This is a genomic window from Streptomyces vastus, from assembly GCF_039532825.1.
Classification (GTDB): Bacteria; Actinomycetota; Actinomycetes; order Streptomycetales; family Streptomycetaceae; genus Streptomyces; species Streptomyces vastus.
Window position 1 is genome coordinate 40,779 of sequence record NZ_BAAASJ010000007.1, and the last position, 26,806, is coordinate 67,584.

The window sequence follows — 26,806 nt, forward strand, 5'->3', positions numbered from 1 at the left end:
AGCGGTTCGGACGCCGAGCCCGATTGTCAGACCCGGCCCGTACAGTCGAAGACGAGTGATCCGTCTCGTCCGACGACGAGTGTTCTGACCGGTCGGGGCGGTCTGACTGGGGTGAGGGAGGTGGCCGGGAGCATGAGCGTGGGGGAAGTCGAGGGGCGCGTGGGCGAAGCCGCGCGGACCGCGGTGCCGGTTCGGCTCGCTGCCGTCTTTCTGCCGGCCGGACTGCCGCGGGACGGGCGGATCGCCTTCTGGGACCCGGACGGTGGGGCGCTGCCGGAGGGTGAGCGGACCGAGCTGACGGTCGTACGGCGGCACGGCGCGGGAGTCAGGCGGGGACCGACGCCCGCACTGAGCCTCACGGTCGGCGAGGCGCTGCCCTTGCTCGTACGGGCGAGGCGGGATCCCGCGGCGCATCCCGCCACGGCGTGCTGGGGCGCGGCCGCACTGCACGCCCTGCGGCTCCTCGCGCGCGGGCGACTGCTGCCCGGACTGACGCGCGACGGCCACGACGCCTGGCGCGCCGGACCGCTGGATCCGGACGACATCGCCCACTTGAGGGCGATGGCCGCGGCCCTCCCGTACGAGGGACATGCCGTCCCCCTCCCTGGCCGGAGCCCCCTCCAGCTGCCCGACCCGGAAGCGCTGATGCGTGCCTTCCTCGACGCCGTCGCCGACACCCTGCCGCGCACCGAGGCCGCGCCGTACGCCGTCGGGAAAGCCTTCGCCGCGCGCGAGCCGCAGCGGCTGCCGGACGCCCGGGACTGGGCGGCGGAGGTCGCCGCGGGCATGGACGCGGGCGTACGGATCTCGCTGCGCCTGGACCTGTCCGCGTACGACCTGTTCGACGACAGCGACCCCGACGACGGCGAGGCCGCGCGGCGGGCGGGCGCGGCCGTCGTCCAGGTGCACAGCCTCGCCGACCCCACCCTCGTCGTCGACGCCGCGGCCCTGTGGGCGGGTGAGGCCGACGCGGCGTTCGGGCCACGCGCGCGCGTGGACGCCGCCCTGGCCGTGCGGCGCGCGGCCCGCGTCTGGCCGCCGCTGGACCGGCTGTCGGAACAGTACGTACCGGACGTACTCGCGTTGTCCGAGGACGAGTTGTCCGATCTGCTCGGCGTCGCGGCGACCCGCCTCGGCGCGGCCGGAGTCGCCGTGCACTGGCCTCGCGACCTCGCCCAGGACCTGAGCGCGGCGGCGGTGGTGCGTCCGGCGCCCGGTTCGGCGACGGACGGCACCGGGTTCTTCGAGAGCGAGGAACTGCTCCAGTTCCGCTGGCAGTTGGCGCTCGGCGGCGATCCGCTCAGCGAGGCCGAGATGGACGCGCTGGCCGAGGCGCACCGGCCCGTCGTACGGCTGCGGGACCAGTGGGTGCTCGTCGATCCGACCCTGGTCCGCAAGGCGCGTAAACGCGAACTGGGTCTGCTCGACCCGGTGGACGCGCTCTCCGCCGCGCTCACCGGCAGCGCGGAGGTCGACGGCGAGACGGTCGAGGCGGTGCCCGTCGGCGCACTGGCCGCGCTGCGCGACCGGCTGACGGCGGGGGTGCGGCCCGCCGAGCCGCCCGCCGGTCTGACGGCGCGGCTGCGGGACTACCAGCTGCGCGGGCTGGCCTGGCTCGACCTGATGACCTCGCTCGGCCTCGGCGGCTGCCTCGCCGACGACATGGGGCTCGGCAAGACCGTCACCGTCATCGCCCTCCACCTGAAGCGGGCGCGCCGCGCGCCGACCCTCGTGGTCTGCCCGGCCTCGCTGCTCGGCAACTGGCAGCGGGAGATCAACCGGTTCGCCCCCGGCGTCCCCGTCCGCCGCTACCACGGAGCGGGCCGCACACTGGAGGACCTGGACGGCGGATTCGTCCTCACCACGTACGGGACGATGCGGTCGGCGGCGGCCCGGCTTGCCGAGCAGCGGTGGGGCATGGTCGTCGCGGACGAGGCCCAGCACGTCAAGAACCCGTACTCGGCGACCGCGAAGGCCCTGCGGACGATCCCCGCGCCGGCCCGGGTCGCCCTGAGCGGCACGCCCGTGGAGAACAACCTCTCCGAACTCTGGGCCCTGCTCGACTGGACGACCCCCGGACTGCTCGGCCCGCTGAAGTCCTTCCGCGCCCGGCACGCGCGCGCGGTGGAGAACGGCGAGGACGAGGAGGCCGTGGGCCGTCTCGCCCGGCTGATCCGCCCCTTCTTGCTGCGCCGTAAGAAGTCAGACCCGGGCATCGTCCCCGAGCTGCCGCCCAAGACGGAGACGGACCACCCGGTCCCGCTCACCCGTGAACAGGCCGCGCTGTATGAGGCGGTGGTGCGCGAGTCGATGCTGGCGATCGAGACGACGGAGGGCATCGCCCGCCGGGGCTTGGTACTGAAGTTGCTGGGTGCGCTGAAGCAGATCTGCGACCACCCCGCGCTGTACCTGAAGGAGGACGTCCCGCCGAAGACCGGCGACCGGCTCGCCGCCCGGTCCGGCAAACTCGCCCTGCTCGACGAGCTGTTGGACACGCTGCTCGCCGAGGACGGTTCGGCGCTCGTCTTCACCCAGTACGTCGGCATGGCGCGACTGATCAGCTCCCACCTCGCGGCCAGGGCGGTACCGGTCGAGCTGTTGCACGGGGGTACGCCGGTGCCCGAGCGCGAACACATGGTGGACCGCTTCCAGAGCGGGGCGACGCCTGTCCTGGTCCTGTCCCTGAAGGCGGCCGGCACGGGCCTGAACCTCACGCGCGCGGGCCATGTCATCCACTTCGACCGCTGGTGGAACCCTGCCGTCGAGGAACAGGCCACCGACCGTGCCTACCGCATCGGCCAGACCCAGCCCGTCCAGGTCCACCGCCTCATCACCGAGGGCACGGTAGAAGACCGCATCGCCGAAATGCTCGCCTCGAAGCGGGCGCTGGCCGACGCGATCCTGGGCTCCGGCGAGGCCTCCCTCACAGAACTGACCGACCGCGAGCTGTCGGACCTGGTCTCACTCCGGAGGACGGCGTGATGTCAGCCGAGCCCAACGCGTCGCCAGAGCGCGACAGCTCCACCGAGAGCAGCACGGTCGCCGAGCCGGGCCGGTCCGGGCAGCCGCCGCACGGAGGTGTTCGGCCGGACCCGTCGCGCTCATCCGGTGAGGCCCGGCCTGCCGATGTGGCCCGCCGTGCCCTGTGGGCCGCGCGGCGTGGCGAGGCCGGGAACGCCGGGGTCGACCCGGAGGAGGACCACTCCGCCGCGCCTCAGACGCGAACGGCAGCACGGGGTACGGAGCAGGCAGCCGCCGGGACGACCGCTGACCGGCGGCGGACGGCACCGCGTGAACCCCGTCCGGGTGACGTGGCGCGTGAGGCTCTGCGGGGCGTGACCGGTCGGGGCGCGGGCGCTGCGGCTCACGCGGAAGGCGGGGCAGCGATGTCCCCGCCGACCGGTGACGGGGTGCCCGGAGCGGCGTGGGCCGAGGGCACCGTGTGCTCCGGAGACACGTCCGAGCCGTCGGCCGTCGGCCGCCCTGACGTCTCCCGTTCCGACATCGGTCGTCCCGACGCCGGTCGTCCCGGCAGCGGCGGGGCGCCCGGTACACCGCGTCCCGGAGACGTGGCCCGCGAGGCGCTGCGCGCCGCGAGATCCGCAGCGAGCCGGACTGCTCGCACGGCCGCCGGGGCCAAGGGAGTTGGTGGTCCGAGCCGCCTCGTTGACGCGAGGAGGACCGCTGCCTCCGAACCGTCGCCGGGCACCGCCAGTCGTCGCGCGGCGGCTCGGGCTCCGGAATCGGCCGACCGGTTGAGCGACGCCTCCGAAGCGCCCCCGCGGCCGGCCGGACGCGCCCGGACGACGAGGCCTGACGAATCACGCAGCACGAAACCCTCGGCAACGGCCCCGGAGCCCGCTCCGGCGCGCACCGAGCGACAGCTCCCACCCTGGGCGGCACCCGCGTCCGCTGTCGGTTCCGTGGGCCGAAGCGCCCGCACGCGACCCACCGGGCCACAGATCGACACGGACTCTTCGCCGTCCCCTTCCACGTCCGTGCCCGGCGGAGCCCCCCAGCCGCACAACACGAACCCACCCCGCCCCATGGCCTCCCCAGCCCACGGCACCGACCTGCGCCGTACCTTCCCCGCCCTGCCTCCGCGGCCCCCGGGCTGGGACAGGTTCGCCGAGACCTGGTGGGGCAACGCCTGGGTGCGGGCGTTGGAGGAGGCCGCGCTGGATCCGGCGCGGCTTGCGCGCGGGCGGGTGTATGCGGGGCAGGGACACGTGGATGCCGTGACCGTCACGCCGGGGCTCGTGCTCGCGTATGTGCACGGGAGCCGGCCGCGGCCGTACCGGGTGCAGATCCGGATGCGTACGCTCGCGGACGAGGACTGGGAGCGGTTCCTGGAAGCCGCCGCCGAACGGCCGGGGCACATCGCGGCGTTGCTCGACAAGGACATGCCGCAGTCGCTCGCCGAGTGCGGGGTCGAACTGCTCCCCGGCCCCGGAGATCTCGAACCGCACTGCAGCTGTCCCGACTACGGCCACCCCTGCAAGCACGCGGCCGCCCTCTGCTATCAGACGGCACGGCTGCTGGACGAAGACCCCTTCGTGCTGCTCCTGCTGCGCGGCCGGGGCGAGCGCGAGCTGCTGGACGCGCTGTCGCGCCGCAACGCCGCCCTGGCCGCACGCTCGGCCCACGCAGGCCAGGAAGGCCGGGAAGGCAGAGAACCCGAACTCCCCGGCGTACGAGCCCGTGACGCCCTGGCGCCCCGCCAACTCCCGCCGCTGCCCGAGCCGTTGCCCTCGCCCGCACACCCCGGGCAGCCGCCCTCCTATCCGGCGGCCCCCGGCGGCCCGGACCCGTTCGCCCTCGACCAGCTGGCCACCGACGCGGCCACCCGTGCGCACGCGCTGCTCACGACGGGGCGTGACCCGGCAGCGGAGCTGACCCTCTGGCAGGACGCCGTCCGCCTCGCCGCCGCACGCCCCGGCTCCGGCCTCACCGCCACGACCCGCGCCCTGTACGCGTCCCTCGCCTCCGCCGCCGGCCGCACCCCCGCCGACCTGGCACGCGCGGTCGCCGCCTGGCGCCAGGGCGGACTCGAAGGGCTCGCCGTCCTCGAGGAACCCTGGGATCCGCCGGCGGGTCGTTTCGACCGCGCCCGCTCCCTCCTCCTGGCCGCCGACTTCCCGGCCTTCCGCCCCTGGCACAACCACCTCACCCACCCCCGCGGCCACATACAGCTCCGCCTCGGTCACGACGGCCTCTGGTACGCGTACGAATCGGAACCGGGCCACGACGACTGGTGGCCCCGAGGCACCCCCGACCTCGACCCGGTCGGCGCCCTCACCGGCCTGGGCGCACCGACCGACCCATGACGCCAAGACTCATGAAGCCAAGACCCATGACGACCAACGAGGCCAGTCCCACCCCCCCAAAGCGTGGCGTTGCCTCACAAGTTGCAGGTCAGGCGCACATGCTCCGCATCCGGGGCGTCGGACTCCAGGGGTCCAGGGCGATGAGTCTCGCCGCGGTTGCCGGTCTGTATCTCCAACACGCGATCAACCGCACTCGAGGAGAGCATCATGACCGCTACCTACACCTTCGACGTCTTTTCCAGCCTCGACGGCTTCGGCGCCGCCAGTGGCAACTGGACCGGTTACTGGGGCAAGCAAGGTCCCGAGCTCCTCGGCCACCGCCTCGCCCTGTACCGCGAGGAGCAGCGGATGGTCTTCGGGGCCAACACGTATCGGGCGTTCGCGCGGATGCTGGCCGCGAGCACCGAGGGGTCCGAGGTGCGTGATCCATGGGTCACACGGATGAGGAACCTGCCGGCCACGGTTGTGTCGACGACACTGGAAGGACCTCTCGACTGGCCGGACGCGACCGTCGTGAGCGGCGACGCCGTCGACGTCGTCGCCCGGCTCAAGGAGGAGTCCGAGGTGCCGTTGCGCTCGCACGGCAGCCTGTCGCTGAACCGGGCGCTGATGGCCGCCGGTCTGGTCGATCGCGTCCAGGTGACGCTCTTCCCTGTGATCACCGGTCAGACCGGGCTGGACCCGGTCTTCCAGGGTGCGGCCGACTTCGACCTCGAGCTGATCGAGAGCCGGACGCTTGACGGTCACATCCAAGAGCTCATCTACCGGCCCACCCTGCATGTCTGAGTCCGACCGTGCACCCCACCGCGTCAAGCAGCCGAACCCGACCGGAGGTTCCGGCTGCTGAGTTACGCGGCGGAGACGCCGGTCACCACTGGCCGATGGCCGGCGCGTCGGGTGCGTGCCGCCGCCACATCCCGGTGAGGCGGGCGAGCCGTTCCGCGGCGCCGAAGCCGTGCAGCGCCGCCACCGGCCAGGAGCCACGTGACCACCTCACGCGAACCCGGGTGCGGACGGGCGCTGCGGCGGTGCTGGTGGTCATGGCGTCTCCCCGGATAGAATTCGAATTTGAACAAAAGGGAGAGGTGTGACGTGGGGCATACACGTTGGCTGACCGACGAGGAGAAGCGTGCCTGGACGGCCTTCACCACCGCGCACGCGCTGCTGTACCGGCGACTTGAGCAGCGGGCCAAGCGGGATTTCGGGCTGTCCGGCCTGCAGTACGAGATCCTCGCCCGGCTCAGCGAGGCCCCGAACCGGGAGCTACGGATGGCGGAGCTGGCCGGCGCCCTCGTCAACTCCAAGAGCGGACTGACCTATCAGATCGGGCAGATGGAGAAGCTCGGGCTGGTGCGCCGGCGCTCCTGTCCCAGTGACGATCGCGCGGTGTTCGCCGTACTCACCGAAGAGGGGATGGCGTTGCTGGAGCGGGCGGCGCCCGACCACGTGGGGCTGGTCCGGGAACTGTTCTTCGATGTGCTCACAACCGAACAGGTGCGGGCACTGGCCGACGGGCTGGGCGAAGTGACCCGCCGTATGGCCGCCGGTCCCGGCGAAACGCGCGCCACGGCCGACGGGGCCGCATGCTCGGATGCCGGTGTCGGCGCCGCGGCCGCTGCCGACCTCGGTGCCTGACCTGGGTTCTCCGTCCTGTCAGGGGCCCTGATACTCATGCCTTGCGTGCCGAATCCCGGACCGGTGGTGGCCGGCCGTCCCCTGCCGTTCCCCACCACCGAGCCCGGTTCTTCCCCGACCGGGCCGGGCGAGCCTCCGCTCTCGGCGCGCCCGGCCCGGCGACCGTCACTCGCCGACGTGGGAGAGCTCGATGTCGTGGCCGTCCACACCGGAGCCGTGCACGGTCAGGTGTGTGGCCTTCGGCGGGTAGCCGGTCGCCATGAGCATGTACTCGCCGCCGTCCAGGTCCGTGAAGGCGTAGCCGCCGTCCTCGCCGGTCGTCGTGGTGGCCACGACGTTGCCGGCCGCGTCGACGAGCGTGACCCGCACGTCGTTCAGCGGCCGGCCCACGGCCGTGACCGCGCCCTGCACCTGCGAGCCGGAGGACAGCGCGACCTCGTTCCTGGTGACGCCCTGCGCGGTGACCTCGACGGGCAGCGCAACGGGCCGGAACCCGGCCGCGGTCACCGCGAGGGTCAGCGGTCCGGGCACCAGCTCGGCGAAGGTGAAGGTGCCGTCCGTGTCGGTGAGTCCGGCGGCGAGCACGTCGGCCGCGACCACCATGGCGCCGACGACCGGCTCCTTGTGGTCGGCCGAGGTGACCGTGCCGAGCAGGCCACTGGTGCCGGAAAGCAGGATGTCGTGCGAGACCGGCTCGCCGCCGACCACGACCGTGGACGCCTGATTGCCGAGCGACGACCCTCCGGGGGGAGTGGCTGTCGGCCGACGGGGGCGGCGGGCGGCGGGGTCACTCCTCCCGGTCGTTCTGTGCCTGGGTCAGTCGTTCGAGCGGTCGGCGGTGACCTTGCCGGAGTCGGGGTTCACGCGCCAGTCGCTGCCGGTGCCGTCGGCGGCGGTCACCGTGCCCTTGGCGACCGCGGCCTCGGCGGCCTCCGCGGCAGTTACGGAGCTCCCCTTCAGGGCGGCACGGATCTGCGCGGTCTCGGCGGCATCGTCACCGTCGTCGTCCTTCTCGGTGTGCGAGCCGCGAACCTTGCCGCTGGCCGGGTCGATCTGGATGCTGTGCCAGGCACCGCCGTTGGTCAGCACGCCGACCTCCCAGAGGTGGGCCGTGCCCTCGTCGTCCAGGTCGGCCGAGACCGCCGTGCCAGTCGCGTGCTTCAGCGCCGCCCTGATCGCGTCGGCGGCCGTGATCTGCCCGGCCTCGCGTCGGCTGCGTTCTCGGCCTTGTCCTCGGCGTCCTCGTCCGGGGCGCGGGTGGCCTGCTCCTCGGCCCTGTTCTGGGCCGTGTTGTCGGTGTTGTCGACGTCATCGCGGTCGCTGTCGTTCGACACCGTCACGGTCTTCTTCGTCGGCGCCTCGTCGTCACCCGTGACCGCGTGGCCGTTTCGGCGAGTGGAGCGTGCGGTCACGCGGTTCGCGCGCGGCGGCGCACGGGGACGAATCGGAGGGGGAGGCCAGGCACGGCCTGGGCGGCGTCGGCCAGGCTCTTCTCGGGCACCACACCGATCACCGGGTAGCCACCGGTGGTGGGGCAGTCGGCGAGGAAGACCACCGGCCTGCCGTCGGGCGGGACTTGGACAGCCCCGATCACCATGCCTTCGCTGGGCAGTTCGCCGTGCACCGCGCGCTCCAGGACGGGCCCGTCCGTCCGCAGGGCGATGCGGTTGCTCTGGGACGAGACGGTGAACCGGGCTGTGGCGAGAGTGCGCAGGGCGGCGGGAGTGAACCAGTTGTCCCGCGGACCCGGCAGCACGGGCAGCAGCAGTTCCCGGGGCGGCTGCGACCAGAACACCGTGTCGGCGTAACGAGACCGTCCCCGTGCCGCACCCAGGGGCAGGAGGTCTCCGTCCCGCAGGGGCGCGGGCCCCAGGCCGGAGAGCAGGTCCGTGGAGCGACTGCCCAGAACCGGGGGGACGTCGATGGCGCCGCCCACCGCCACGTAGCTGCGCAGCCCGCAGGCGGCACTGCCCACGTCGAGCACGGCTCCGGCCGGCACGTGCACGGGGCTTGCGAAGGCCGCCGGACGGCCGTCGATCCGCACCGAGGCAGGGGCACCGGTGACGGCGACGGTCACGGGGCGGCTGGCCCGTACCGCCACCCCGGTGAGCGTGGTCTCGAGGGTTGCCGCGTCCGCGGTGTTGCCCACGAGCCGGTTCGCCAGTCGGTGAGCCGGCTGGTCGAGCGCCCCCGATCGAGGGACGCCCAGATGCGCGTGGCCAAACCGTCCCAGGTCCTGAAGCGTGGTCAGGGCGCCGGCCCGTACGACCTCGAGCTTGCCGTCGTTCACGGGTACCTCACGTGCCGGCCGCTCGCCGCGGACTCGGGTGTTCCGGTGGACGTGGGAATCGCTGGCGGTTCCGGGACGGGCTCCTGGGGCACGAAACGCACCCGCGTGCCAGGGCTGAGCAGCGCCGCCGGTTCGCGTTCCATGTCCCACAGCGGAACCTCAGTGGTGCCGATGAGCTGCCAGCCGCCCGGTGAGGACCTGGGATAGATGCCGGTGTACGGGCCGGCGAGTGCCACCGAGCCCTTGGGCACCGAGGTGCGCGGGGCATCGCGCCGCGTCACGTGGAAGGCCTCGTCAAGCCCCGTCATGTAGGCGAATCCCGGGGCGAATCCGCAGAACGCGACCCGGTGCTCGGTGCCGCTGTGCAGGCGCACCACTTCGTCCTCGCTCACGCCCCACAACCGGGCGACGGCGGAGAGGTCGACGCCGTCGTAGTGGACCGGAATCTCCAGCAGCGGCCCGCTGTCCGCAACCGACTCCGGTACGGTCCACCGGCTCAGCTCGGCACGCAGACGTTCTGCGTCCGGAACTCCGTAGAGCAGAACCGTCTTCTCTCCGGGAACGATCTCCCTGATCATCAGCATGCCCGCGTCGCGGCGGCGCAACAGCTCCGCGTGCATCGCCTGAGCTTCCTGTGGAGTCTCCAGGTCGATCAGCAGTGAGTCCTCTCCGACCGGCAGCGCCCTCATCTGCGCGCCTCCACACGGACTCCGGCCGTCTCCAGCGCCGTACGCACGCGCTGGGCCAGTTCCACCGCTCCGGGTGTGTCGCCGTGCAGGCAGAGCGACCTGGCCCGTACGGTCACGGGCTTGCCGTCGAGTGTGGTGGTACGGCCCTGGGTGGCCAGCGCGAGGGCCTGTTCGACGACCTTCCGGGGATCGGTGATCACGGCGCCCGGAGTGCCGCGCGGGACCAGCGTCCCCGCCTCGGTGTACGCACGGTCCGCGAACGCCTCGGTGACGCCGTCCAGCCCGGCCTGCTCCGCCCTGCGGAGGACGGCGGAGCCGGGCAGACACATCACCGGCAGACGAGGATCGGCCAGTACGATCCCGCGGACAACGGCCTCGGCCTGCTCCTCGTCGTGCACCACCCGGTTGTACAGCGCCCCGTGCGGCTTGACGTAGGCGACCTTCGTTCCCGCCGCCCGGGCGAAGACCTCGAGCGCGCCGATCTGGTAGGCGACCTCGGCAGCCAGCTCGTCCGCGGGCAGGCGCATGTCCCTGCGTCCGAACCCGGCCAGGTCCTGGTAGGCGACGTGCGCTCCGACGGCGACGCCCCGTTCGGCCGCGCCCTCGCAGACCCTGCGCATGGTTGCGGCATCGCCCGCGTGGAAGCCGCAGGCGACGTTGGCGCTGGTGACCACGGACAACAGGGCCTCGTCGTCGGTGAGTGCCCACCGGCCGTACCCTTCCGCGAGATCCGCGTTGAGGTCTATCACGCTGTCGGTCATCGCTTGCCTGGTCTCCTCGGGGTCATCCGTTTCCTGTCCTGCGGCCGATGGCGTCACCCGACGCGGCAGGTCTCGTCCCAGACGTCTGTGATCAGCATGTATCCCGGCGCATGGGTGATCGCGAAGGGCGGCCGTGAGGCCATCAGGGCGGCCTGCGGTGTGACGCCGCACGCCCAGAAGACCGGTACGTCCCCGGCATCGCCGTCCACCGGGTCCCCGAAGTCCGGCTGGGAGAGGTCCTTGATTCCCAGCGCCGCGGGATCTCCCACGTGTACGGGCGCGCCGTGCACGGCCGGCATCAGAGAGCTCACCCGGGTCGCGGTCTCGACGAGACCGGCCGGGATCTGACGCATGGACACCACGAGAGGTCCGTGCATCCGGCCGGCGGGCCGGCACGGCTTGTCCGTCCGGTACATCGCGACGTTGCGCCCCTGGTCGATGTGGCGCATCGGTACTCCCGCGTCGGCCAGCGCGCCCTCGAAGGTGAAGCTGCATCCGATCACGAAGGTGACCAGGTCGTCCCGCCGGACGTCGACGACATCCGTCGGCTCGTCGGCCAACTCGCCGTTCCACCAGACGCGGTAGCGGGGGACGTCGGTGCGCAGGTCGGCGTCGGGGGCGAGGACCGTGGTCCAGGACCCCGGGCCGGTGACGTCGAGCACCGGACAGGGTTTGGGGTTGCGCTGGCAGAACAGCAGAACGTCGTAGGCGCAGTCGGCGGGTACCGAGATGAGGTTGGCCTGGGTGTATCCAGCACACCAGCCGTTCGTGGGCGCACGGGCGCCCGCGCGGAAAACGGCCCGGGCCTGTCCGGGTGTCTGAGCCTCCGCGTGAACTGCTTGCGACATCTGCGGTCCTCTCGTCACGGCAGCCCGACCCGCTGTTGCCAAAGGGGAGCGCGGGCCTTCTTCCGGCCCGCGGTGGTTGCCCTGTGGGCGTGCGGCACGGCACCTTCGGTGCTCCGCCTCACGAAGGGTGGACGGAAGCCGCCAGCGGGGATCCAGAGTCCGGGCTGCGCGGCGAGCCCAACCTTAAAGGATCGTTGAACAATCCGACAAGGGAGCTTGTTGTTTCGTTCTCATTTTTTCGATTCACTGGTGTAGACAAGCTTGGAGCCGCCGCGGAATGCCGGTCGGCCCTGTTCGAAGGATGGACGTCATGGCTGCCGAGATCGACCCGGCCGTGCTCATGGGTGACCGCGAACTGCTCGGACGCTCCAGTACTGCCGACCGGGTGGCCGAGATTCTGCGCACGCGCATCGCGGAGGGATATCTGGCGCCGGGCACCAAACTCTCGGAGGACTCCATCGGGCACGCTCTCGGGGTCTCCCGCAACACCCTTCGCGAGGCCTTCCGCCTGCTCACCCACGAGGGGCTGCTCACCCATGAACTCAACCGCGGCGTCTTCGTGCGCGTGCTCACCGTCCAGGACGTCATCGACATCTACCGGGTGCGCAAGCTCATCGAGTGCGCCGCGGTACGCAGCCTGAGCATGCCGCCCTACGACCTGAGCCAGGCGGAGGCCGCGGTCGCCGAGGGTGAGAAGGCGTCGGAGGACAGCAACTGGGCCGCCCTCGGGACGGCCAACATCCACTTCCACCAGGCCGTGGTGGCCCTCGCCCGCAGCACCCGCCTGAACGAGCTCATGCGGGGTGTGCTGGCCGAACTGCGTCTGGTGTTCCACGCCATGGACAATCCGCGCGGCTTTCACGAGCCGTACCTGCCGCGCAACCGGGAGATCCTCTCCGCCCTCCAGGAGGCGAACGTCGTCAGGGCGGAGCTGCTGCTGACCTCGTACCTCGACGATGCTGAAAAGCAGTTGGTCGAGAGGTACTCGGAACGCTTCCAGGGGCCTTGAGGCAGCCCGCGCCCACAGCCGGTGTGACCTTCAATCCCCGTCCCGGGGCCGCCGCGGCGACCCGGACCCCGGGGGCTGCCATGGACGCAACGCCGGGCCGCACCCGGTGAACGGGTGCGGCCCGGCAGCCTCCCCCCACGGGAGGTCTGAAACGGGGTCAGCTGAGCTCGCTGCCCTTCGTCTCGGGCAGCCCCAGGAGGGCGACCACCGCGATGGCGTAGCCGATGGCGCCGTAGGTCAGCGCGCCGCCGACACCCCCGGAGAACCCGACGGCCGTCGGGAAGATCGCCCCCAGGGCGCGTCCGACGTTGTACGTGAGGCTCTGGCCGGTGCCGCGGACCTGGACCGGATAGAGCTCGGCAAGGTACGAGCCGAAGCCGGAGAAGATGGCGGAGGCGCAGAAGCCGAGCGGGAAGCCGGCGAACATGAGCAGGGTGTTGGAACCCGCGGGAATCTGGACGTACGCCATGAGCAGGCCGGCGCTGAGGAAGGCGAAGAGGGCGAAGGACTTCTTGCGGCCCAGACGGTCGATGATGTATCCGGCGGTGACATAGCCGAGGAAGGCGCCGGTGATGAGTACGAAGAGGTAGCCGCCGGTGCCGACCGCGGACAGTCCGCGCTCGGTCTTGAGGTAGGTGGGCAGCCAGGTGGCGAAGGTGTAGTAGCCGCCCATCACGCCCATGGACAGCATGGTCGCGAAGATGGTCTTGCGAGCCAGGCCGCCTCGGAAGACGGCGGTCACCGGAACGCGGGCCTCCTTCTTGGTGAGCTTCTCCGCGACTTCAGGAGCGTCCTCGACCTTGAGGCGAACGTAGATCAGCAGCACGGCGGGCAGAGCGCCGGTCCAGAACAGGATCCGCCAGACAATGTCCTGGTCCACCGTGTCGAGGAGGACGGTGGAGATGATGACGGCCAGTCCCCAGCCGACCGCCCAGGAGGACTGCACCCAGGCGAGGACCTGGCCGCGGTAGCGCGGCTTGGCGTACTCGGCGACCAAAATGGCGCCGGCCGCCCATTCGCCGCCGAACCCTATGCCCTGAAGCGTGCGCATCGCGAGCAGCATCTCGTAGCTGTTGGCGAAGCCACAGGCCACGGTGAACACGGCGTAGGTGACCACCGTGATCATGAGGGTCTTGACCCGGCCCAGCCGGTCGATCAGCACACCGGCGAGGACACCGCCGACCGCGGACGCGAGCAGGGTGGCGGTGGTCAGCAGGCCGGTCTGGGAGGTGCTGAGGGTGAAGTAGGCCGTGATGGCCGCCATGCCCAGCGGCAACACCTGGAAGTCGTAGGAGTCGAGGGCGTAGCCGCCGAACGCACCCTTGAAGGCGCGCTGACCCCTCTTGGACATCGTCTGGTACCAGGCGAAGGCGCCGGTCGCCTCGCCGGCCACGCGGGCCGTGGTTCTTGGAGGAGTGGTTGTCACGTGGACCTCACGGAAGAGGGGACGGGCACAACGAGACGTCGTGTCGGAGCGGTTGCGGGTCGGTCGGTCCTCGTGAGTCCGGCCGCTGAGACCTTGCCGGTACGTGTACCTGGCTTGGTGCTCGATGTGGGAACAAGCTAGAGATCGTTGAACGATCCTTCAAGAGGTATGAAGGTTTTTTCTACGAAGCCTTCTCGTTTCGCGCCTGTTTCGCCGTAAGCCGGTACGTGATCGGGCTTCAAAGGCCGGACTGCCACCAAGTATTGAAGGATCGTTCCACAATCACTACTGTCGGCGAGCGGCGGAGTCCGGTAACCGAATCTCTTGTCGCCCACTTCCTCACCCGTGACGCGCGCAACGACAGGAGGGACACCGGATGGTCGAGGCGCCACCGACGTCCACACCACCGTCAGGAAGACGACGGAGCTGTGGCCGCTCAACAACGATTCCGCCGCGTTCTTCCGCACCGTCGCCGGCCCGCCGGACACAGAAGACGCAGGCAGGGTGACCGCCCGGCAGAGGGTGGAGCAACTCCTCGACGAGGACTCGTTCGTGGAACTGAACGAGTTCCTCGGATGGAACGCCGTCAGCCCTGCGGACACCGGCGACGGCGCCGTCTGCGGGCACGGCACGGTCGACGGACGCCCTGTGGCCGTCTTCGCCTTCGGCTTCCCCGGCGTGGGCAGCGCCCTGAGCGAGGCCCACGCCCAAAGGGCCTGCACTGCGATCGACTTCGCCCTCAAGACCGGCTGCCCCGTCATCACCATCCATGACACCGGCAGCACGCGCTCCCAGGACAGCACCGGTTCGCTGGGCGCGTACGGTCGGGTACTGCGCCGCCATGCCCGGGCCTCGGGCGTTGTCCCCCAGATATCCCTCATCACGGGATCCTGCACCGGCACCGGCGTGCACTCGATCGCGCTCACCGACTTCACCGTGATGGTCGATCGGGCATCGCACCTGCTCACCACCGCCCCCGACATCGTCACCACCATCACCGGCGAGGGCTTCGACGTGGAGGAACTGGGCGGCGCCCGCACCCACAACACCGTCTCGGGCAGCGCGCACCATCTGGCGGACAGTGACGAGGACGCCGTCGAGTACGTCAAGGACCTGCTGTCGTACCTGCCGTCCAACAACCTGGAGGACCCGCCGGCCGACCCGGACGAGGACGTCGACCTGGAGACCCACGCCGAAGACGGCGATCTCGACACGATCGTCCCCGAAACCTCGCACCGGCCCTACGACATGCGGCAGCTGGTCGATGTTCGCCCAGCACCTGAACATCTCGTTCCTCGTCGGCCTCGCCTTCGCCATCGCGGCCTCCGCGGTCCTGCCGACCCTCCTGTACAACCTGTGGTGGAAGGGGTTCACCACCCGGGGAGCGGTGTGGAGCATGTACGGGGGCCTCGTCACGGCCGTACTGCTGGTGGTGCTCTCCCGGCTGTTTCCGGAGATCCCGGCGCACTGCTGACCGACGCCGACTTCGCGGTCTTCCCGCTGCGTAACCCCGGCCTGGTCTCCGTCCCCGTCGGCTTTCTCCTGGGCTGGCTCGGCTCGCTCAGCGACCGGCATGAGCCTGGAGGGGCCGACTACCGGGAGACGGAGATCCGGGTGCTCACCGGCGCTTCCGCCGGCACCTGAAACGTCAAGACCACGAAAAGGTGGTACGCAAAGCCGGATGCAGAGGATCTTCGCGGAGCCGCCACAAAGTGGGATGGCTTGCATGGGGTTCCGACCCAGGCACCTGAGAAATTGTGGGATATGAGAGCGTGAGCGGCGTGAGCGACACCAGTACCAACACCCTGCAATACCGCTTTGACGGACCAGATGACGCACCTGTCCTGGTCCTGGGTCCCTCGCTCGGTACCACCTGGCACATGTGGGACCGACAGGTCCCGGAGCTGATGAAGCACTGGAGGGTGTTCCGGTTCGACCTGCCGGGCCACGGCGGCGCGCCCGCGTACCCGTCCGGTTCGGTCAACGACCTGGCCGGGCGGCTGCTCGGCACGCTCGACGGGCTCGGCGTCCAGCGGTTCGGCTACGCCGGCTGCGCGTTCGGCGGCGCCATCGGTACGGAGCTGGCCCTGCGCCACCCGGAGCGGGTCGCCTCGCTCGCCCTGATCGCCGCCTCACCGCGCTTCGGCACGGCCGACGAGTTCCGCCAGCGCGGAGTGATCGTACGGACGAACGGCCTCGACCCCATCGCCCGTACGTCCCCGGAGCGCTGGTTCACCACCGGCTTCGCAGCCGCCCAGCCCGCGATCACCGAGTGGGCCGTGCAGATGGTGCGCACCACCGACCCCGGCTGCTACATCGCCGCCTGCGAGGCGCTCGCCTCCTTCGACGTACGCCCCGAACTCGGCCGGGTCGGTGTGCCCACGCTCGTTCTCGTCGGCTCCGACGACCAGGTCACCGGCCCCGCCGAGGCCCGCACCCTGGTCGCCGGAATACCGGACGCCCGTCTCGCGGTCGTGCCCGGCGCCTCACACCTGGTGCCCGTGGAGCAGCCCGCCGCGGTCACCGACCTGCTCGTACGGCACTTCAGCAGCGCCTGGCAGCCCGCCTTCGACACGACCTCCGGCCATATGGCGATCGCGGCGTCCCCGGTCAAGCCGGTCCTGGCCGCGGCGCCGCCGGTCGCGCCCGTCGCCGAGATCGCCGCCGCCGCCGAGCAGCCCGAGGCCCTGGGCAGGCCCGACCCGTACGACGCGGGCATCAAGGTCCGCCGTGAGGTGCTCGGCGACGCGCATGTGGACCGGGCGTTCGCCCAGGCGGACGAGTTCTCCGGGGACTTCCAGGAGTTCATCACGCGCTACGCGTGGGGCGAGATATGGGACCGGCCCGGTCTGGACAGACGCTCCCGCAGCTGTGTCACACTCACCGCCCTCGTCGCGGGCGGCCACCTCGAAGAACTCGCCTTCCACACCCGGGCCGCCCTCCGCAACGGCCTCACTCCGGCCGAGATCAAGGAGGTACTCCTGCACGCGTCCGTCTACTGCGGCGTACCGGCCGCGAACAGCGCCTTCAAGGTGGCGCAGAAAGTCATCCGCGAGGAGACCACGCCTCAGGAGTGAGCCGCCGGACATCCCGGGCGCGGGCTGCCGGGGTGAGCCCGCTCCAGGGGGCGGGGCAGGATGGAACTCATGAAGCTCACGAAGAAGTCGCACGCCTGTATCCGGCTCGAGAAGGACGGGCGCACGCTCGTCATCGACCCCGGCGGTTTCAGCGAGGAGGACGCCGCGGTAGGAGCGGACGCGATCCTGGTCACGCACGAGCACCCCGACCACTTCGACGAGGGCCGGCTGCGGGCCGGTCTCGAGGCCAACCCCGGCGCAGAGTTGTGGACCCTGAAGTCCGTCTCCGACCAGATCGCGGCGGCGTTCCCCGGCCGGGTGCACACCGTCGGCCACGGCGACACCTTCACCGCCGCGGGCTTCGACGTGCAGGTCCACGGCGAACTGCACGCCGTCATCCACCCCGACATCCCGCGCATCACCAACGTCGGTTATCTCGTGGACGGCGGTCGCGTCTTCCACCCGGGCGACGCCCTCACCGTCCCCGACCAGCCGGTCGAGACGCTGATGCTCCCGGTGATGGCCCCCTGGAACAAGATCGCCGAGATCATCGAGTACGTACGCGAGGTCAAGCCGCAGCGCGCGTACGACATCCACGACGCCCTCCTCACCGACCTGGCCCGCCCCATTTACGACCGGCAGATCGGCGGCCTGGGCGGCGCGGAGCACCTGCGGCTGACGCCGGGCGCCTCGGCCGAGCTCTGAGCGCAAGCCTTCCCGCGGGTCCGTTGTCAGACCCTGCCGGTAGGTTGTGAGGCATGCGGATTGCCACCTGGAACGTGAACTCGATCACCGCCCGCCTCCCCAGGCTGCTGGCCTGGCTGGAGAGCAGCGGCACCGACGTGCTGTGCCTCCAGGAGGCCAAGACCACCGCCGAGCAGTTCCCCACCGACGAACTGACCAAGCTTGGCTATGAGTCGGCGGTGCACGCGACAGGCCGGTGGAACGGAGTGGCGGTGATCTCCCGCAGCGGCCTCGAAGACGTGGTCAAGGGCCTGCCCGGCGACCCCGGTTACGACGGCGTCCAGGAGCCCCGCGCCATAGCGGCGACCTGCGGCCCGGTCCGCGTCTGGTCGGTGTACGTGCCGAACGGCCGAGAGGTGGACCACCCCCACTTCGCCTACAAGCTCCAGTGGATCGAGGCCCTGAAGGCAGCGGTCGCGGGCGACGCGGGCGGCAGCCGCCCGTTCGCGGTGCTGGGCGACTACAACATCGCACCGACGGACGACGACGTCTACGACATCGCCGCCTTCGAGGGCTCCACCCACATCACTCCCGCCGAGCGCGCCGCCCTCACCGAACTCCGCGAGGCAGGCCTGGCAGACGTGGTCCCGCGCCCCCTCAAGTACGACCACCCGTACACGTACTGGGACTACCGCCAGCTCTGCTTCCCCAAGAACCGAGGCATGCGCATCGACTTGGTCTACGGCAACCAGCCTTTCACGAAGGCGGTGACGGATGCGTACGTGGACAGGGAGGAGCGCAAGGGGAAGGGCGCGTCCGACCACGCTCCGGTGGTAGTGGACGTCGACGTGTAAGCGGACGCCCGCAGGGGCGTGCCCCAAAGAGGCTCGCGGAACTGCGCGACCAGCCACGGACGGCCCGCAGCCGAATGACGACCTCCCCGCGGAGCGGAGCCGCGGCGCTGCAGCTACAGCAACGTCAAATCCACAGCCTCCGCCAGCGCAGCGAGCCCCGCATTCCCCGGATGCAGATGATCCCCGCTGTCATACACCGGCAGCATCCGGGAGGGGTGCTCCGGGTCCCGCAAAACCGCATCAAAGTCCAGCACCCCGTCAAACGAGGAGCTGGCCCGAATCCATCCGTTCACCGCGGAGCGGCTGGCATCGGCGGCAGCCGTGCACCGCGCCTCCCCCTCGCAGGGAACGATCGTCGCGGCCAGCACCCGCAGCCCACGCGCGTGCGCCCGGTCGGCGATCTCACGCAGCCCGGCGATGACCTGGTCCGAGCTCGCGCCCCAGCGGACGTCGTTGACGCCCTGGAAGACGATGGCCGTACGGGCCGACGTCTGGGCGAGGACGTCACGGTCGAGGCGGTTCAGGGCGCTCACGCCGCCCATGTCGGTGGAGACGCCGTCGCCGGGGTAGCGGTCGGTGACCACACGGTTCGCCGAGATGCCGTGGTTGAGGACCCCGTAGTGCGGGACCACGTCCTGGTCCCGCAGCCGCCTGGCGAGCACATCGCCCCAGCGCAGGTTCGCGTCCGGCGTCGACTTCTCGCCGTCGGTGATCGAGTCCCCGAGCAGCACCACGGAACCGGGCCCGCCGCCCACGTCCACACCGGTCAGCAGCGGCCAGTTGCTGATCGTCGAGGTGTACGCGTCCGGGCCGGCGTCCGCGGCATGGTCGCCCGGCTCACTGACGTACGACCGCTGGACGGCCAGGCTGTGCATGGGCGCGGCGGTCACCGTTCCCGGCAGATGGAAGCTCACGAGCAGATTGGCGTCCGCGGGCACATCGAAGCCGAGCGGGTCGCTGAACGCCTGTGCGCCCGCGGGGATTTCGGTCCCGGCGCCGCCCCGGAACGACAGCGGCACGGGAGCGCTCCGCGGGCTCGCCCCCGACGCCTGGACCGCCACCGTCGCACTGCCGATCCGTACGGGCGCGGCGGCGAAGGTGTTGTCGAGCCGGATCCGTACGCGCGGCCCGCCCGCCGAGGTGTGCACCACGAGGCGCAGCGTCCGGTCCGTCCAGGGCCCGACCGCCCCGTACCCGGAGGTGGAGGTGGCCCAACTGCCCGTCCATCCGGGCGAGTCGGCGCGTACCGACAGCGCGAACACATGAAGCTCGTCACTGCGCGGCAGTTGGACGGAGGCAACGTCCCGCCCTTCGGCGAGCGGCACGGTCACGACGTACAGCCGTGCCTTCTCGGCGAGTTGGCCGCCGGGCGTGTTGACGTGCGGCAGTGCCACGGCCTTTGTGGCAAGGGGGCCGCGGCGCCAGTCGGGTGCGGTCAGCCGGTACGTGGAGTGCGAGCCGTTCGCGTACCGCACCACACCCGTGCCCGTGACCGCGTCGCCGGCCGTGCCTGCCACCAGGAAGGCGAGGGCGTCCCCACGGCCGCGCACCCGGACCAACTGGCCGTCGGCGCGCACGTTGTCGGGCCGGCCCGCCGCACTGCGCGGCCAGGTCAGCCGGGCACCCTGAACGGTCAGTGTGCGGCCCGGCGTCCAGCCCGCGGCGGCCAGGTCACGAGCCGACAGGGAGCCGCCCGAGCCGTCGAAGTCCGCCTGGCCGGGCCGCGTGTCAGCGCTGACGGCCGTGTTGTCGAAGAGCCGCTCCAGCGGGAGCGGCCCGGTCCGGGTCGGCAGCCCGGCCTTCGCGGACGCCGTCGGCACGGCCATCATGAGAAGAGCGAGAGCGACGGCCGAACCCCAGACACGTCGGTGCACGACCGACTCCTCCCGTTTGCCGACAAGACGACACATGCGAGACGACAGATGTGACACGACAGGTGCGAGACCACAGGTGCTCCGCGAAGCTAAGGAGACGTCAGGGACCCGTCAATGATCGACGCGCGAACACCGGGCGAAATCCCCTGGAACAAGCGGCCCAGCGTGCCCTGTGGTGCGCCGGGCGATACGGATGACAGGCTGGGAGTATGAACATCTCGTTCCTGGGCAACTGGCGCAAGAAGCGAGACCCCGCCAGAGTCACTGTCTTCTCCGACAGCGAGAGCGATCGTGAGGGAGTGGCCGAGCTGCTCTCCGAGTGCGAACTGCTGCGCTCCCAGGCGTACCGGGCGGGGATCGAACTCGACGACTCCCCGGCCTCGTTGGAGGCGCTCGACCAGCTGCTGCCGCGCTGGCGCGACGACGAGGAGAGCCTGCCCTGGCTCGGCAACGACGCCGGCCTGTATCTCGGCACCGTCATCCTGCGCACGGTCCCCGGCGCGGCCTGGCAGCTGTGGCCCGACGGCCAGCCGGTGATACGGCTGGAATCCGGCCGGGAGATCGACGTCGTCGCCGCCGGGCACGAGTGGGCGGCCAGCGGCGTACCGGAACTCTCCCAGCTGTACGGCGAGGTCTCGGAGGCGTAATCCGGCGCCGTCCTCGGCCCGGGTCATCCCAGGCGCACGTCATCCCCGGCGTGTCCACCACCTCAGCGGTCCTCCTCACCCCAGCAACCCCTATCGCATCAACCGGCGGCAGACAGGGGTTATGTCCGAAAGGTGCGTGTCGTACATTGAGTGCACTTCTGTCTGGATAGTTTGCGGTCACCGCGACACAGCTGAGAGTGAGTAGGGCCGGGCATGGTTGTCGATCCCCTGATCGAGCTGCATGACGTCAACAAGTACTTCGGCGATCTGCACGTCCTCCAGGACATCAATCTCACCGTCGGCAAGGGGGAGGTGGTCGTGGTCATCGGCCCCTCGGGATCGGGCAAGTCGACGCTGTGCCGGGCGATCAACCGGCTCGAGGTGATCCAGTCGGGGGAGATCAAGCTCGACGGGAAGCTGCTGCCCGAGGAGGGCAAGGACCTCGCGAGGCTCCGCGCGGAGATCGGGATGGTCTTCCAGTCGTTCAACCTCTTCGCGCACAAGACGGTCCTGCAGAACGTCTCGCTGGGGCAGGCCAAGGTCCGCGGACGCAAGAAGGACGAGGCCGACCGTCGCTCGCGTCAGCTCCTCGACCGGGTGGGCCTCGCCGACCAGGCCCCGAAGTACCCGGCACAGCTCTCCGGTGGCCAGCAGCAGCGCGTGGCCATCGCCCGCGCTCTCGCCATGGACCCCAAGGCGATGCTGTTCGACGAGCCGACCTCGGCACTCGACCCGGAAATGATCAACGAGGTGCTGGAGGTGATGCAGCAGCTCGCGCGCGAGGGCATGACCATGATGGTCATCACCCACGAGATGGGCTTCGCCCGCTCCGCCGCCGATCGCGTCGTGTTCATGTCCGACGGCCGCATCGTCGAGGACCGCACCCCCGAGGAGTTCTTCACCGACCCGCGGAGCAACCGTGCCAAGGACTTCCTTTCCAAGATCCTCAAGCACTGACGGGTGGCGGGTCCGAGAACTGGCTTGGGGGAGCGGCAACTCACGGGTGATGGGGAGGGCGATGGCGATGGCCCGCCCGGCAGCAGCCGGAGATCACTGCTCGCGCAGCGGGACCGACACGTACGACGGGTCGGCCACGGGTGAGGAGAAGGTCAGCTGCGCGCCGTCCGGATTGTGCTCGATGTAGAGCGGGTCGACCGTGTCGACGACCAGGGCGAGACGGTGCCCCGCCGGGACGTCGTAGGCCGTGGAGAACAGCTCCAGGTCGACGCCGAACGGCTTGCCCGGCGTCTGCCCGTGGAAGGTGTGCGGCGCGTTGCTGACCAGCTTGCCGATGCCGAGCGGGCCCACGTCGTAGAGGTACGCGATGAGGGTGCCGCTCTCCTTGGTGCTGGTGACCGTGGTGTGCAGCTTCGTGGTCCCGCGCACCAGTTGGGCGCTCTTGTACTTCTCCGACTGCCATACGGCGGCGTACCGGCGGGGCAGGAGCGGCATCGAAGCCATCGGGGGCAGCTGGGCCACCTGGTCGAGGATGCTGGACAGGAAGATGATCCCGCCGTCCGCACCGGAGTTGATGTTCGCGCGAATCGTGGTGGTGCCCGCGAGGTCGATCTTCTTCCGTGTCGCGGTGACCGACTTCCAGTCGGGATAGCCCTCGTAGCCGCCTGTGGAGCGGGACTTGAGCCGGACGGGCTGCTCGCGGTCGATGCCGTTGTTCGCCCCCTTGAGGTGGTGGTCGAACCAGCGGGCGGTGTCGGTCCACACGTCGTTGGGCAGGCCGAGCAGTCCGGTCGCCTCGTTGGTGGCGTGATCGCCGGGGCGCAGTTCCAGCCGCTTGGGGCCGGTCAGCTTCTCGTAGAAGTCGGCGTACTGGTTGGGCGGGAAGACCGTGTCGCCCCAGGCGTTGGCGAGCATGACCGCCGTGCCGTTGGCGTTGATCCGGTCGACGTACGTCGCGGGGGAACGCTTCTTCCCCCAGGCGATGAGCTCCGGCTCCCTGGCCAGGTTGGAGGCGAAGAAGTCCTTGAAGATCTGCTTGAGTTCGGGGCTCTGGCGGCCGGTGATGTTGCCCGCCCCGTCCAGCAGGGCCGCCGCCTGGGAGTGCTGGGTGCGGCCGGAGTAGATCGAGTCGATCAGGTCGGCCCAGCCGCTGAGCGCGGCAACTGCCTTGACGCGCTTGTCGTGTGCGGCGGCGAGCAGGCTGATGCCCGCGCCGTACGAGAGTCCCGCCATGCCGACCTGGTCGGCGTCGGCCGGGGTGTTGGCGAGGGCCCAGTCGATCACCTTGGAGGCGTCGGCGATGTCCGGCGGGCCCGCCACCTCGATGTGGCCGCCGGACTGCCAGAAGCCGCGGACGTTGTAACTGACGACCACGTAGCCGGAGTTGGCGAGCTTCTGGGCCTGCGCGAGGTACTCGACCTGCGGCAGTCCCCAGCTCGTCGGCAGCACGATCAGCGGGTAGCGGCGGGTGCCATCGTCGACCGTGGGGGTGACGACGTTGGCCTTGAGGGTCGTGCCGCCGTCGCCGGCGATGTCTACGAACCGGACGCCGGCCGCGGCCGACACGGCGGGCGCCGACTGTGCGGCGGGGGCGATGGTGAGGGCCGTGCCGGCGAGCAAGGTCGCCGAAACGGCACCAACTGCGGTGGTACGCAGGGCTTTGCGAGGGCTTCCCACGGGTCACTCCTCACTCGTGTAAGTGCAAAGTGACCCGACGGTAACCGCCGTCTCTTACCGCAGGTAACCCGTCGGTAAGTTACGTGCGAGTAACGATCGTTGAAATGTGTAGGGACTTAGGAGGTGCGATGTCCCTTCTGGGGAGCCGCCTCCGGCGCCGGCGCCGGAGGCGGCGCCTGCGCGGCCTTTGTGACGTCCGCGACGAGTTCGACGACATCGGAGCCGTACGCCTGGGAGTTGACGACCTTCAGGAGCAGGACGAAGGAGTTGTTGCCGTGCTTGCGCGCCAGCCGCTCATGATGGCGGGCGAGATAGCGGGTGGCCGCCTGGTTGGTGATCGCGCGCTGGCCGCAGAAGACGAACACAGGTCTCGTCGTGTCATGGCCCTGGCCCGCGGTGAGCCGGGCGAGAAACGCGTACTCGTTCCTGCCGGGTTCCAGGCGATAGGTCTCCCCGCCGATCTGGAAGGCGCCGCGGTCCGGGCCCGGCTCCGGGTCCGTGTTGAGGCGGATGCCCGGGAGCAGCGAGTGCAGATGCGCGGCCATCCGGCGATTTGCCGAGGGATGGCCCACGCAGATTTCCGTACGCTCCCCGAAACCCTGCTGCACCGCGTCGTGGGCGACGAGCTGGGAGTGTGCGCCGCAGTCCTTGATCAGCGCGGCGAGTTCGAGCAGCGCGGCCACATCGTGGCGCACGACCGTGAGATCCGGGCCGCCCGCATCACGATTCACCACCAGCAGCGACTCGGAGTTCTCGGGCAGCCCGAAGAACGCCTGCTTACGGCGGAGTTTGCGATTCCACAGGTACGTACGGGCGAGCCAGCCGAGCGCGGCGCCGATGACGGCCAGGACCACGCCAAGAACGATGTTGCGCACGTCGTCATTCATGGGCGCGCATGGTAGCGGGCGCGCCGGAACGCTGTTCGAGGAGTCCTGACGGGATCATGGCAAAGAAGTACGCTGCGCAGACGGCTGTTAACTGGAGGTAGGGATGGGTCGTCGTCCGGTCAGACGGAATCTCGCGGTCCTGGCGGTCTCGGCCGCCGTGGTGTCGGTCGGGGCGGCGGCACCCCCGTCCGCGCCGGCGGGCGCGCCGCCCGAGAAGGAGGCGGTCGCCGTCGGATACGGCGGGGCCGTGGCGAGCGTGGACGCCGACGCGTCCGCCGCCGGTATCGAGGTCCTGCGCAAGGGCGGCAACGCGGTGGACGCGGCCGTCGCCACGGCAGCGGCGCTCGGCGTCACCGAGCCGTACTCCTCGGGCATCGGCGGGGGCGGCTACTTCGTCTACTACGACGCCAAGTCCCGTACGGTGCACACCATCGACGGACGCGAGACGGCACCGCAGACCGCCGACTCGGGGCTCTTCCTGGAGAACGGGCAACCGATCCCGTTCGCCGACGCGGTGACCAGCGGGCTCGGTGTGGGGACGCCCGGCACGCCCGCCACCTGGCAGACGGCGCTCGACGCCTGGGGCAGCAAGCGGCTCGGCCCGCTGCTGAAGCCCGCCGAGCGGCTCGCGCGCGAAGGGTTCACCGTCGACCCGACGTTCCGCTCCCAGACGGAATCCAACCAGGCGCGCTTCAAGGACTTCCCCGACACGGCCGAGCTGTTCCTCCCTGGCGGCCAACTGCCTGTGGTCGGCGCCACGTTCAAGAACCCCGATCTGGCGCGCACGTACGAGGAGCTGGGCCGCAAGGGCGTCGGTGCGCTCTACCACGGCGAGTTGGCCGGCGACATCGTCGACACGGTCAACGACCCGCCCGTGGACCCGGCTTCGGGACGCAACGCACGCCCGGGTGAACTGTCCCTCAAGGACCTCGCCGCGTACGAGACGAAGCGGCAGGCCCCGACGAAGACGAAGTACCGCGGTCTGAACGTCTACTCCATCGCCCCCTCCTCCTCCGGCGGCACCACGGTCGGGGAGGCGCTCAACATCCTTGAGAACACGGACCTTTCGAAGGCCTCGGACGTCCAGTACCTGCACCGCTACATCGAGGCGAGCCGTATCGCCTTCGCGGACCGGGGGCGCTGGGTGGGCGACCCCGCCTTCGAGGACGTACCGACGAAGGAACTGCTGTCGCAGAAGTACGCCGACTCGCGCGAGTGCCTGATCAAGGATGACGCGGTGCTGAAGAGCCCGCTGGCGCCGGGAGATCCGCGGAACCCCGCGGCCTGCTCGACCGGCGGTACGGCGGCACCGACGACGTACGAAGGTGAGAACACCACGCATCTCACCGCGGCCGACAAGTGGGGCAACGTCGTCGCGTACACCCTCACCATCGAGCAGACCGGCGGCAGCGGCATCACCGTCCCGGACCGTGGCTTCATCCTCAACAACGAGCTGACGGACTTCTCCTTCACACCCGCGAGCCCCGATGTGCACGACCCGAATCTGCCGGGTCCGGGCAAGCGGCCACGCTCGTCGATCTCGCCGACGATCGTGCTGGACCAGCACAACAAGCCCGTGGTCGCGCTCGGTTCGCCGGGCGGCGCGACCATCGTCACGACGGTGCTGCAGACGCTGACGGGCTTCGTCGACCGTGGCCTTCCGCTGGTCGACGCGATCGCCGCGCCACGCGCCAGCCAGCGCAACCAGACGACCACCGAGCTCGAACCGGGCCTGTGGAACAGCCAGTCGAGGACACAGCTGGAGTCGATCGGCCATGGCTTCCGGCAGAACCCGGAGATCGGCGCGGCGACGGGCGTCCAGCGGCTGCCCGACGGGAAGTGGCTGGCGGCGGCGGAGACGGTACGGCGCGGGGGCGGCTCGGCGATGGTGGTGACACCGACTGCCTCCGGCGGTTGAGCGGGCACTCCCACGGGGGCGGTGGGTTCGGTTCATGGGCGAGTGCGGGTCCGTCGTGGCTTGTCGCGCAGTTCCCCGCGCCCCTGAAGGGGCGCGCCAGGAGTCGCCAGCCACCACGTGCCTGCACTTGCCCACCGGCCCACTGCCCCCGCACCCACCACCCACCACCCACCACCCACCCAGGGGCGCGGGACTGTGACATCAGCGGCTCCGCCGCGATGGGGGTCCCCCCGCTCGAGCGCAGCC

General features: G+C 70.6%; 22 protein-coding genes and 3 pseudogenes. 13 read left to right on the forward strand and 12 right to left on the reverse strand.

Features of this window, described 5'->3' with window-relative positions; genetic code table 11:
- Nucleotides 1-132: 132 nt before the first annotated feature.
- The 3 genes from ABD357_RS03590 (at nt 133) to ABD357_RS03600 (ending at nt 6,113) form a co-directional block, all read left to right on the forward strand.
- Nucleotides 133-2,982, forward strand: coding sequence for a DEAD/DEAH box helicase (locus tag ABD357_RS03590; protein WP_344387428.1), 2,850 nt, complete (start codon nt 133-135; stop codon nt 2,980-2,982).
- Nucleotides 2,982-5,327, forward strand: a complete 2,346-nt coding sequence (locus ABD357_RS03595; protein ID WP_425584730.1) for an SWIM zinc finger family protein — start codon at nt 2,982-2,984, stop codon at nt 5,325-5,327. Before ABD357_RS03590 ends, ABD357_RS03595 begins: the two co-directional genes overlap by 1 nt.
- A 207-nt stretch (nt 5,328-5,534) precedes the next feature.
- Entirely contained in the window at nt 5,535-6,113 is a 579-nt protein-coding gene (locus tag ABD357_RS03600) for a dihydrofolate reductase family protein (RefSeq protein WP_344387429.1), read from the forward strand.
- 82 nt (nt 6,114-6,195) lie between these two features.
- Here the strand turns inward: ABD357_RS03600 and ABD357_RS03605 are convergent, their stop codons facing one another.
- The gene (locus ABD357_RS03605) at nt 6,196-6,369 is read right to left on the reverse strand and encodes a hypothetical protein (RefSeq protein WP_344387430.1); all 174 of its coding nucleotides are present in this window, start codon (nt 6,367-6,369) and stop codon (nt 6,196-6,198) included.
- 50 nt (nt 6,370-6,419) lie between these two features.
- Here ABD357_RS03605 and ABD357_RS03610 point away from each other — a divergent pair, with 50 nt between their 5' ends.
- A complete protein-coding gene (locus ABD357_RS03610; protein WP_344387431.1) occupies nt 6,420-6,962 on the forward strand; it encodes a MarR family winged helix-turn-helix transcriptional regulator in 543 nt (180 codons plus the stop codon).
- 165 nt (nt 6,963-7,127) lie between these two features.
- Here ABD357_RS03610 and ABD357_RS03615 read toward each other — a convergent pair.
- The 7 genes and pseudogenes from ABD357_RS03615 to ABD357_RS03645 all read right to left on the reverse strand — a co-directional run.
- Nucleotides 7,128-7,685 (reverse strand): annotated as a pseudogene (locus ABD357_RS03615) (MSCRAMM family protein); the annotation flags it as partial.
- A gap of 93 nt (nt 7,686-7,778) precedes the next feature.
- The gene (locus ABD357_RS03620; RefSeq protein WP_344387461.1) at nt 7,779-8,156 is read right to left on the reverse strand and encodes a PepSY domain-containing protein; all 378 of its coding nucleotides are present in this window, start codon (nt 8,154-8,156) and stop codon (nt 7,779-7,781) included.
- Nucleotides 8,123-8,374: a hypothetical protein gene (locus ABD357_RS03625; protein ID WP_344387432.1), complete on the reverse strand. Its 252-nt coding sequence runs from the start codon at nt 8,372-8,374 to the stop codon at nt 8,123-8,125. The genes ABD357_RS03620 and ABD357_RS03625 overlap by 34 nt, the downstream gene beginning before the upstream one ends.
- Nucleotides 8,371-9,252, reverse strand: a complete 882-nt coding sequence (locus tag ABD357_RS03630) for a 5-oxoprolinase subunit C family protein (protein WP_344387434.1) — start codon at nt 9,250-9,252, stop codon at nt 8,371-8,373. The genes ABD357_RS03625 and ABD357_RS03630 overlap by 4 nt, the downstream gene beginning before the upstream one ends.
- Complete coding sequence (locus ABD357_RS03635) at nt 9,249-9,941, reverse strand: 5-oxoprolinase subunit B family protein (protein ID WP_344387435.1); 693 nt, start codon at nt 9,939-9,941, stop codon at nt 9,249-9,251. The genes ABD357_RS03630 and ABD357_RS03635 overlap by 4 nt, the downstream gene beginning before the upstream one ends.
- Nucleotides 9,938-10,702 (reverse strand): LamB/YcsF family protein, encoded by a 765-nt coding sequence (locus ABD357_RS03640; protein ID WP_344387437.1) that lies wholly within the window; start codon nt 10,700-10,702, stop codon nt 9,938-9,940. The genes ABD357_RS03635 and ABD357_RS03640 overlap by 4 nt, the downstream gene beginning before the upstream one ends.
- Before the next feature lie 53 nt (nt 10,703-10,755).
- Nucleotides 10,756-11,550, reverse strand: coding sequence for a putative hydro-lyase (locus ABD357_RS03645; protein WP_344387438.1), 795 nt, complete (start codon nt 11,548-11,550; stop codon nt 10,756-10,758).
- A gap of 310 nt (nt 11,551-11,860) precedes the next feature.
- On the opposite strand from ABD357_RS03645, the gene ABD357_RS03650 reads away from it, so the two are divergent.
- On the forward strand, nt 11,861-12,559 hold the full coding sequence (locus ABD357_RS03650; protein WP_344387439.1) for a GntR family transcriptional regulator: 699 nt from the start codon (nt 11,861-11,863) through the stop codon (nt 12,557-12,559).
- Between the two features lie 157 nt (nt 12,560-12,716).
- Here ABD357_RS03650 and ABD357_RS03655 read toward each other — a convergent pair whose 3' ends face one another.
- On the reverse strand, nt 12,717-13,985 hold the full coding sequence (locus ABD357_RS03655) for an MFS transporter (protein WP_344387440.1): 1,269 nt from the start codon (nt 13,983-13,985) through the stop codon (nt 12,717-12,719).
- A gap of 552 nt (nt 13,986-14,537) precedes the next feature.
- Here ABD357_RS03655 and ABD357_RS03660 point away from each other — a divergent pair.
- The 5 genes and pseudogenes from ABD357_RS03660 to ABD357_RS03680 form a co-directional block, all read left to right on the forward strand.
- Nucleotides 14,538-15,191 (forward strand): annotated as a pseudogene (locus ABD357_RS03660) (carboxyl transferase domain-containing protein); the annotation flags it as partial.
- 58 nt (nt 15,192-15,249) lie between these two features.
- Nucleotides 15,250-15,629 (forward strand): annotated as a pseudogene (locus tag ABD357_RS03665) (sodium:solute symporter family transporter); the annotation flags it as partial.
- A 137-nt stretch (nt 15,630-15,766) separates the two neighbouring features.
- Nucleotides 15,767-17,062, forward strand: a complete 1,296-nt coding sequence (pcaDC, locus tag ABD357_RS03670) for a bifunctional 3-oxoadipate enol-lactonase/4-carboxymuconolactone decarboxylase PcaDC (protein WP_344387441.1) — start codon at nt 15,767-15,769, stop codon at nt 17,060-17,062.
- 69 nt (nt 17,063-17,131) lie between these two features.
- A complete protein-coding gene (locus tag ABD357_RS03675; protein WP_344387442.1) occupies nt 17,132-17,767 on the forward strand; it encodes an MBL fold metallo-hydrolase in 636 nt (211 codons plus the stop codon).
- A gap of 53 nt (nt 17,768-17,820) precedes the next feature.
- Nucleotides 17,821-18,600 carry an exodeoxyribonuclease III gene (locus tag ABD357_RS03680; protein ID WP_344387444.1) on the forward strand — a complete coding sequence of 260 codons (780 nt, stop codon included), beginning with the start codon at nt 17,821-17,823 and terminating at the stop codon, nt 18,598-18,600.
- 113 nt (nt 18,601-18,713) lie between these two features.
- Here ABD357_RS03680 and ABD357_RS03685 read toward each other — a convergent pair whose 3' ends face one another.
- Nucleotides 18,714-20,429 carry an SGNH/GDSL hydrolase family protein gene (locus ABD357_RS03685; protein WP_425584731.1) on the reverse strand — a complete coding sequence of 572 codons (1,716 nt, stop codon included), beginning with the start codon at nt 20,427-20,429 and terminating at the stop codon, nt 18,714-18,716.
- 254 nt (nt 20,430-20,683) lie between these two features.
- Between ABD357_RS03685 and ABD357_RS03690 the strand changes: the two genes are divergently transcribed.
- Both ABD357_RS03690 and ABD357_RS03695 read left to right on the forward strand, forming a co-directional pair.
- Nucleotides 20,684-21,121 (forward strand): DUF6278 family protein, encoded by a 438-nt coding sequence (locus ABD357_RS03690; RefSeq protein WP_344387447.1) that lies wholly within the window; start codon nt 20,684-20,686, stop codon nt 21,119-21,121.
- 213 nt (nt 21,122-21,334) lie between these two features.
- Nucleotides 21,335-22,078: an amino acid ABC transporter ATP-binding protein gene (locus ABD357_RS03695; RefSeq protein WP_344387448.1), complete on the forward strand. Its 744-nt coding sequence runs from the start codon at nt 21,335-21,337 to the stop codon at nt 22,076-22,078.
- A 93-nt stretch (nt 22,079-22,171) separates the two neighbouring features.
- Here ABD357_RS03695 and ABD357_RS03700 read toward each other — a convergent pair whose 3' ends face one another.
- Both ABD357_RS03700 and ABD357_RS03705 read right to left on the reverse strand, forming a co-directional pair.
- Entirely contained in the window at nt 22,172-23,755 is a 1,584-nt protein-coding gene (locus ABD357_RS03700) for an alpha/beta fold hydrolase (protein WP_344387450.1), read from the reverse strand.
- 116 nt (nt 23,756-23,871) lie between these two features.
- Nucleotides 23,872-24,642: a hypothetical protein gene (locus ABD357_RS03705; protein ID WP_344387451.1), complete on the reverse strand. Its 771-nt coding sequence runs from the start codon at nt 24,640-24,642 to the stop codon at nt 23,872-23,874.
- Between the two features lie 103 nt (nt 24,643-24,745).
- On the opposite strand from ABD357_RS03705, the gene ggt reads away from it, so the two are divergent.
- Complete coding sequence (gene ggt, locus ABD357_RS03710) at nt 24,746-26,560, forward strand: gamma-glutamyltransferase (protein WP_344387452.1); 1,815 nt, start codon at nt 24,746-24,748, stop codon at nt 26,558-26,560.
- The last annotated feature ends 246 nt before the right edge of the window (nt 26,561-26,806 follow it).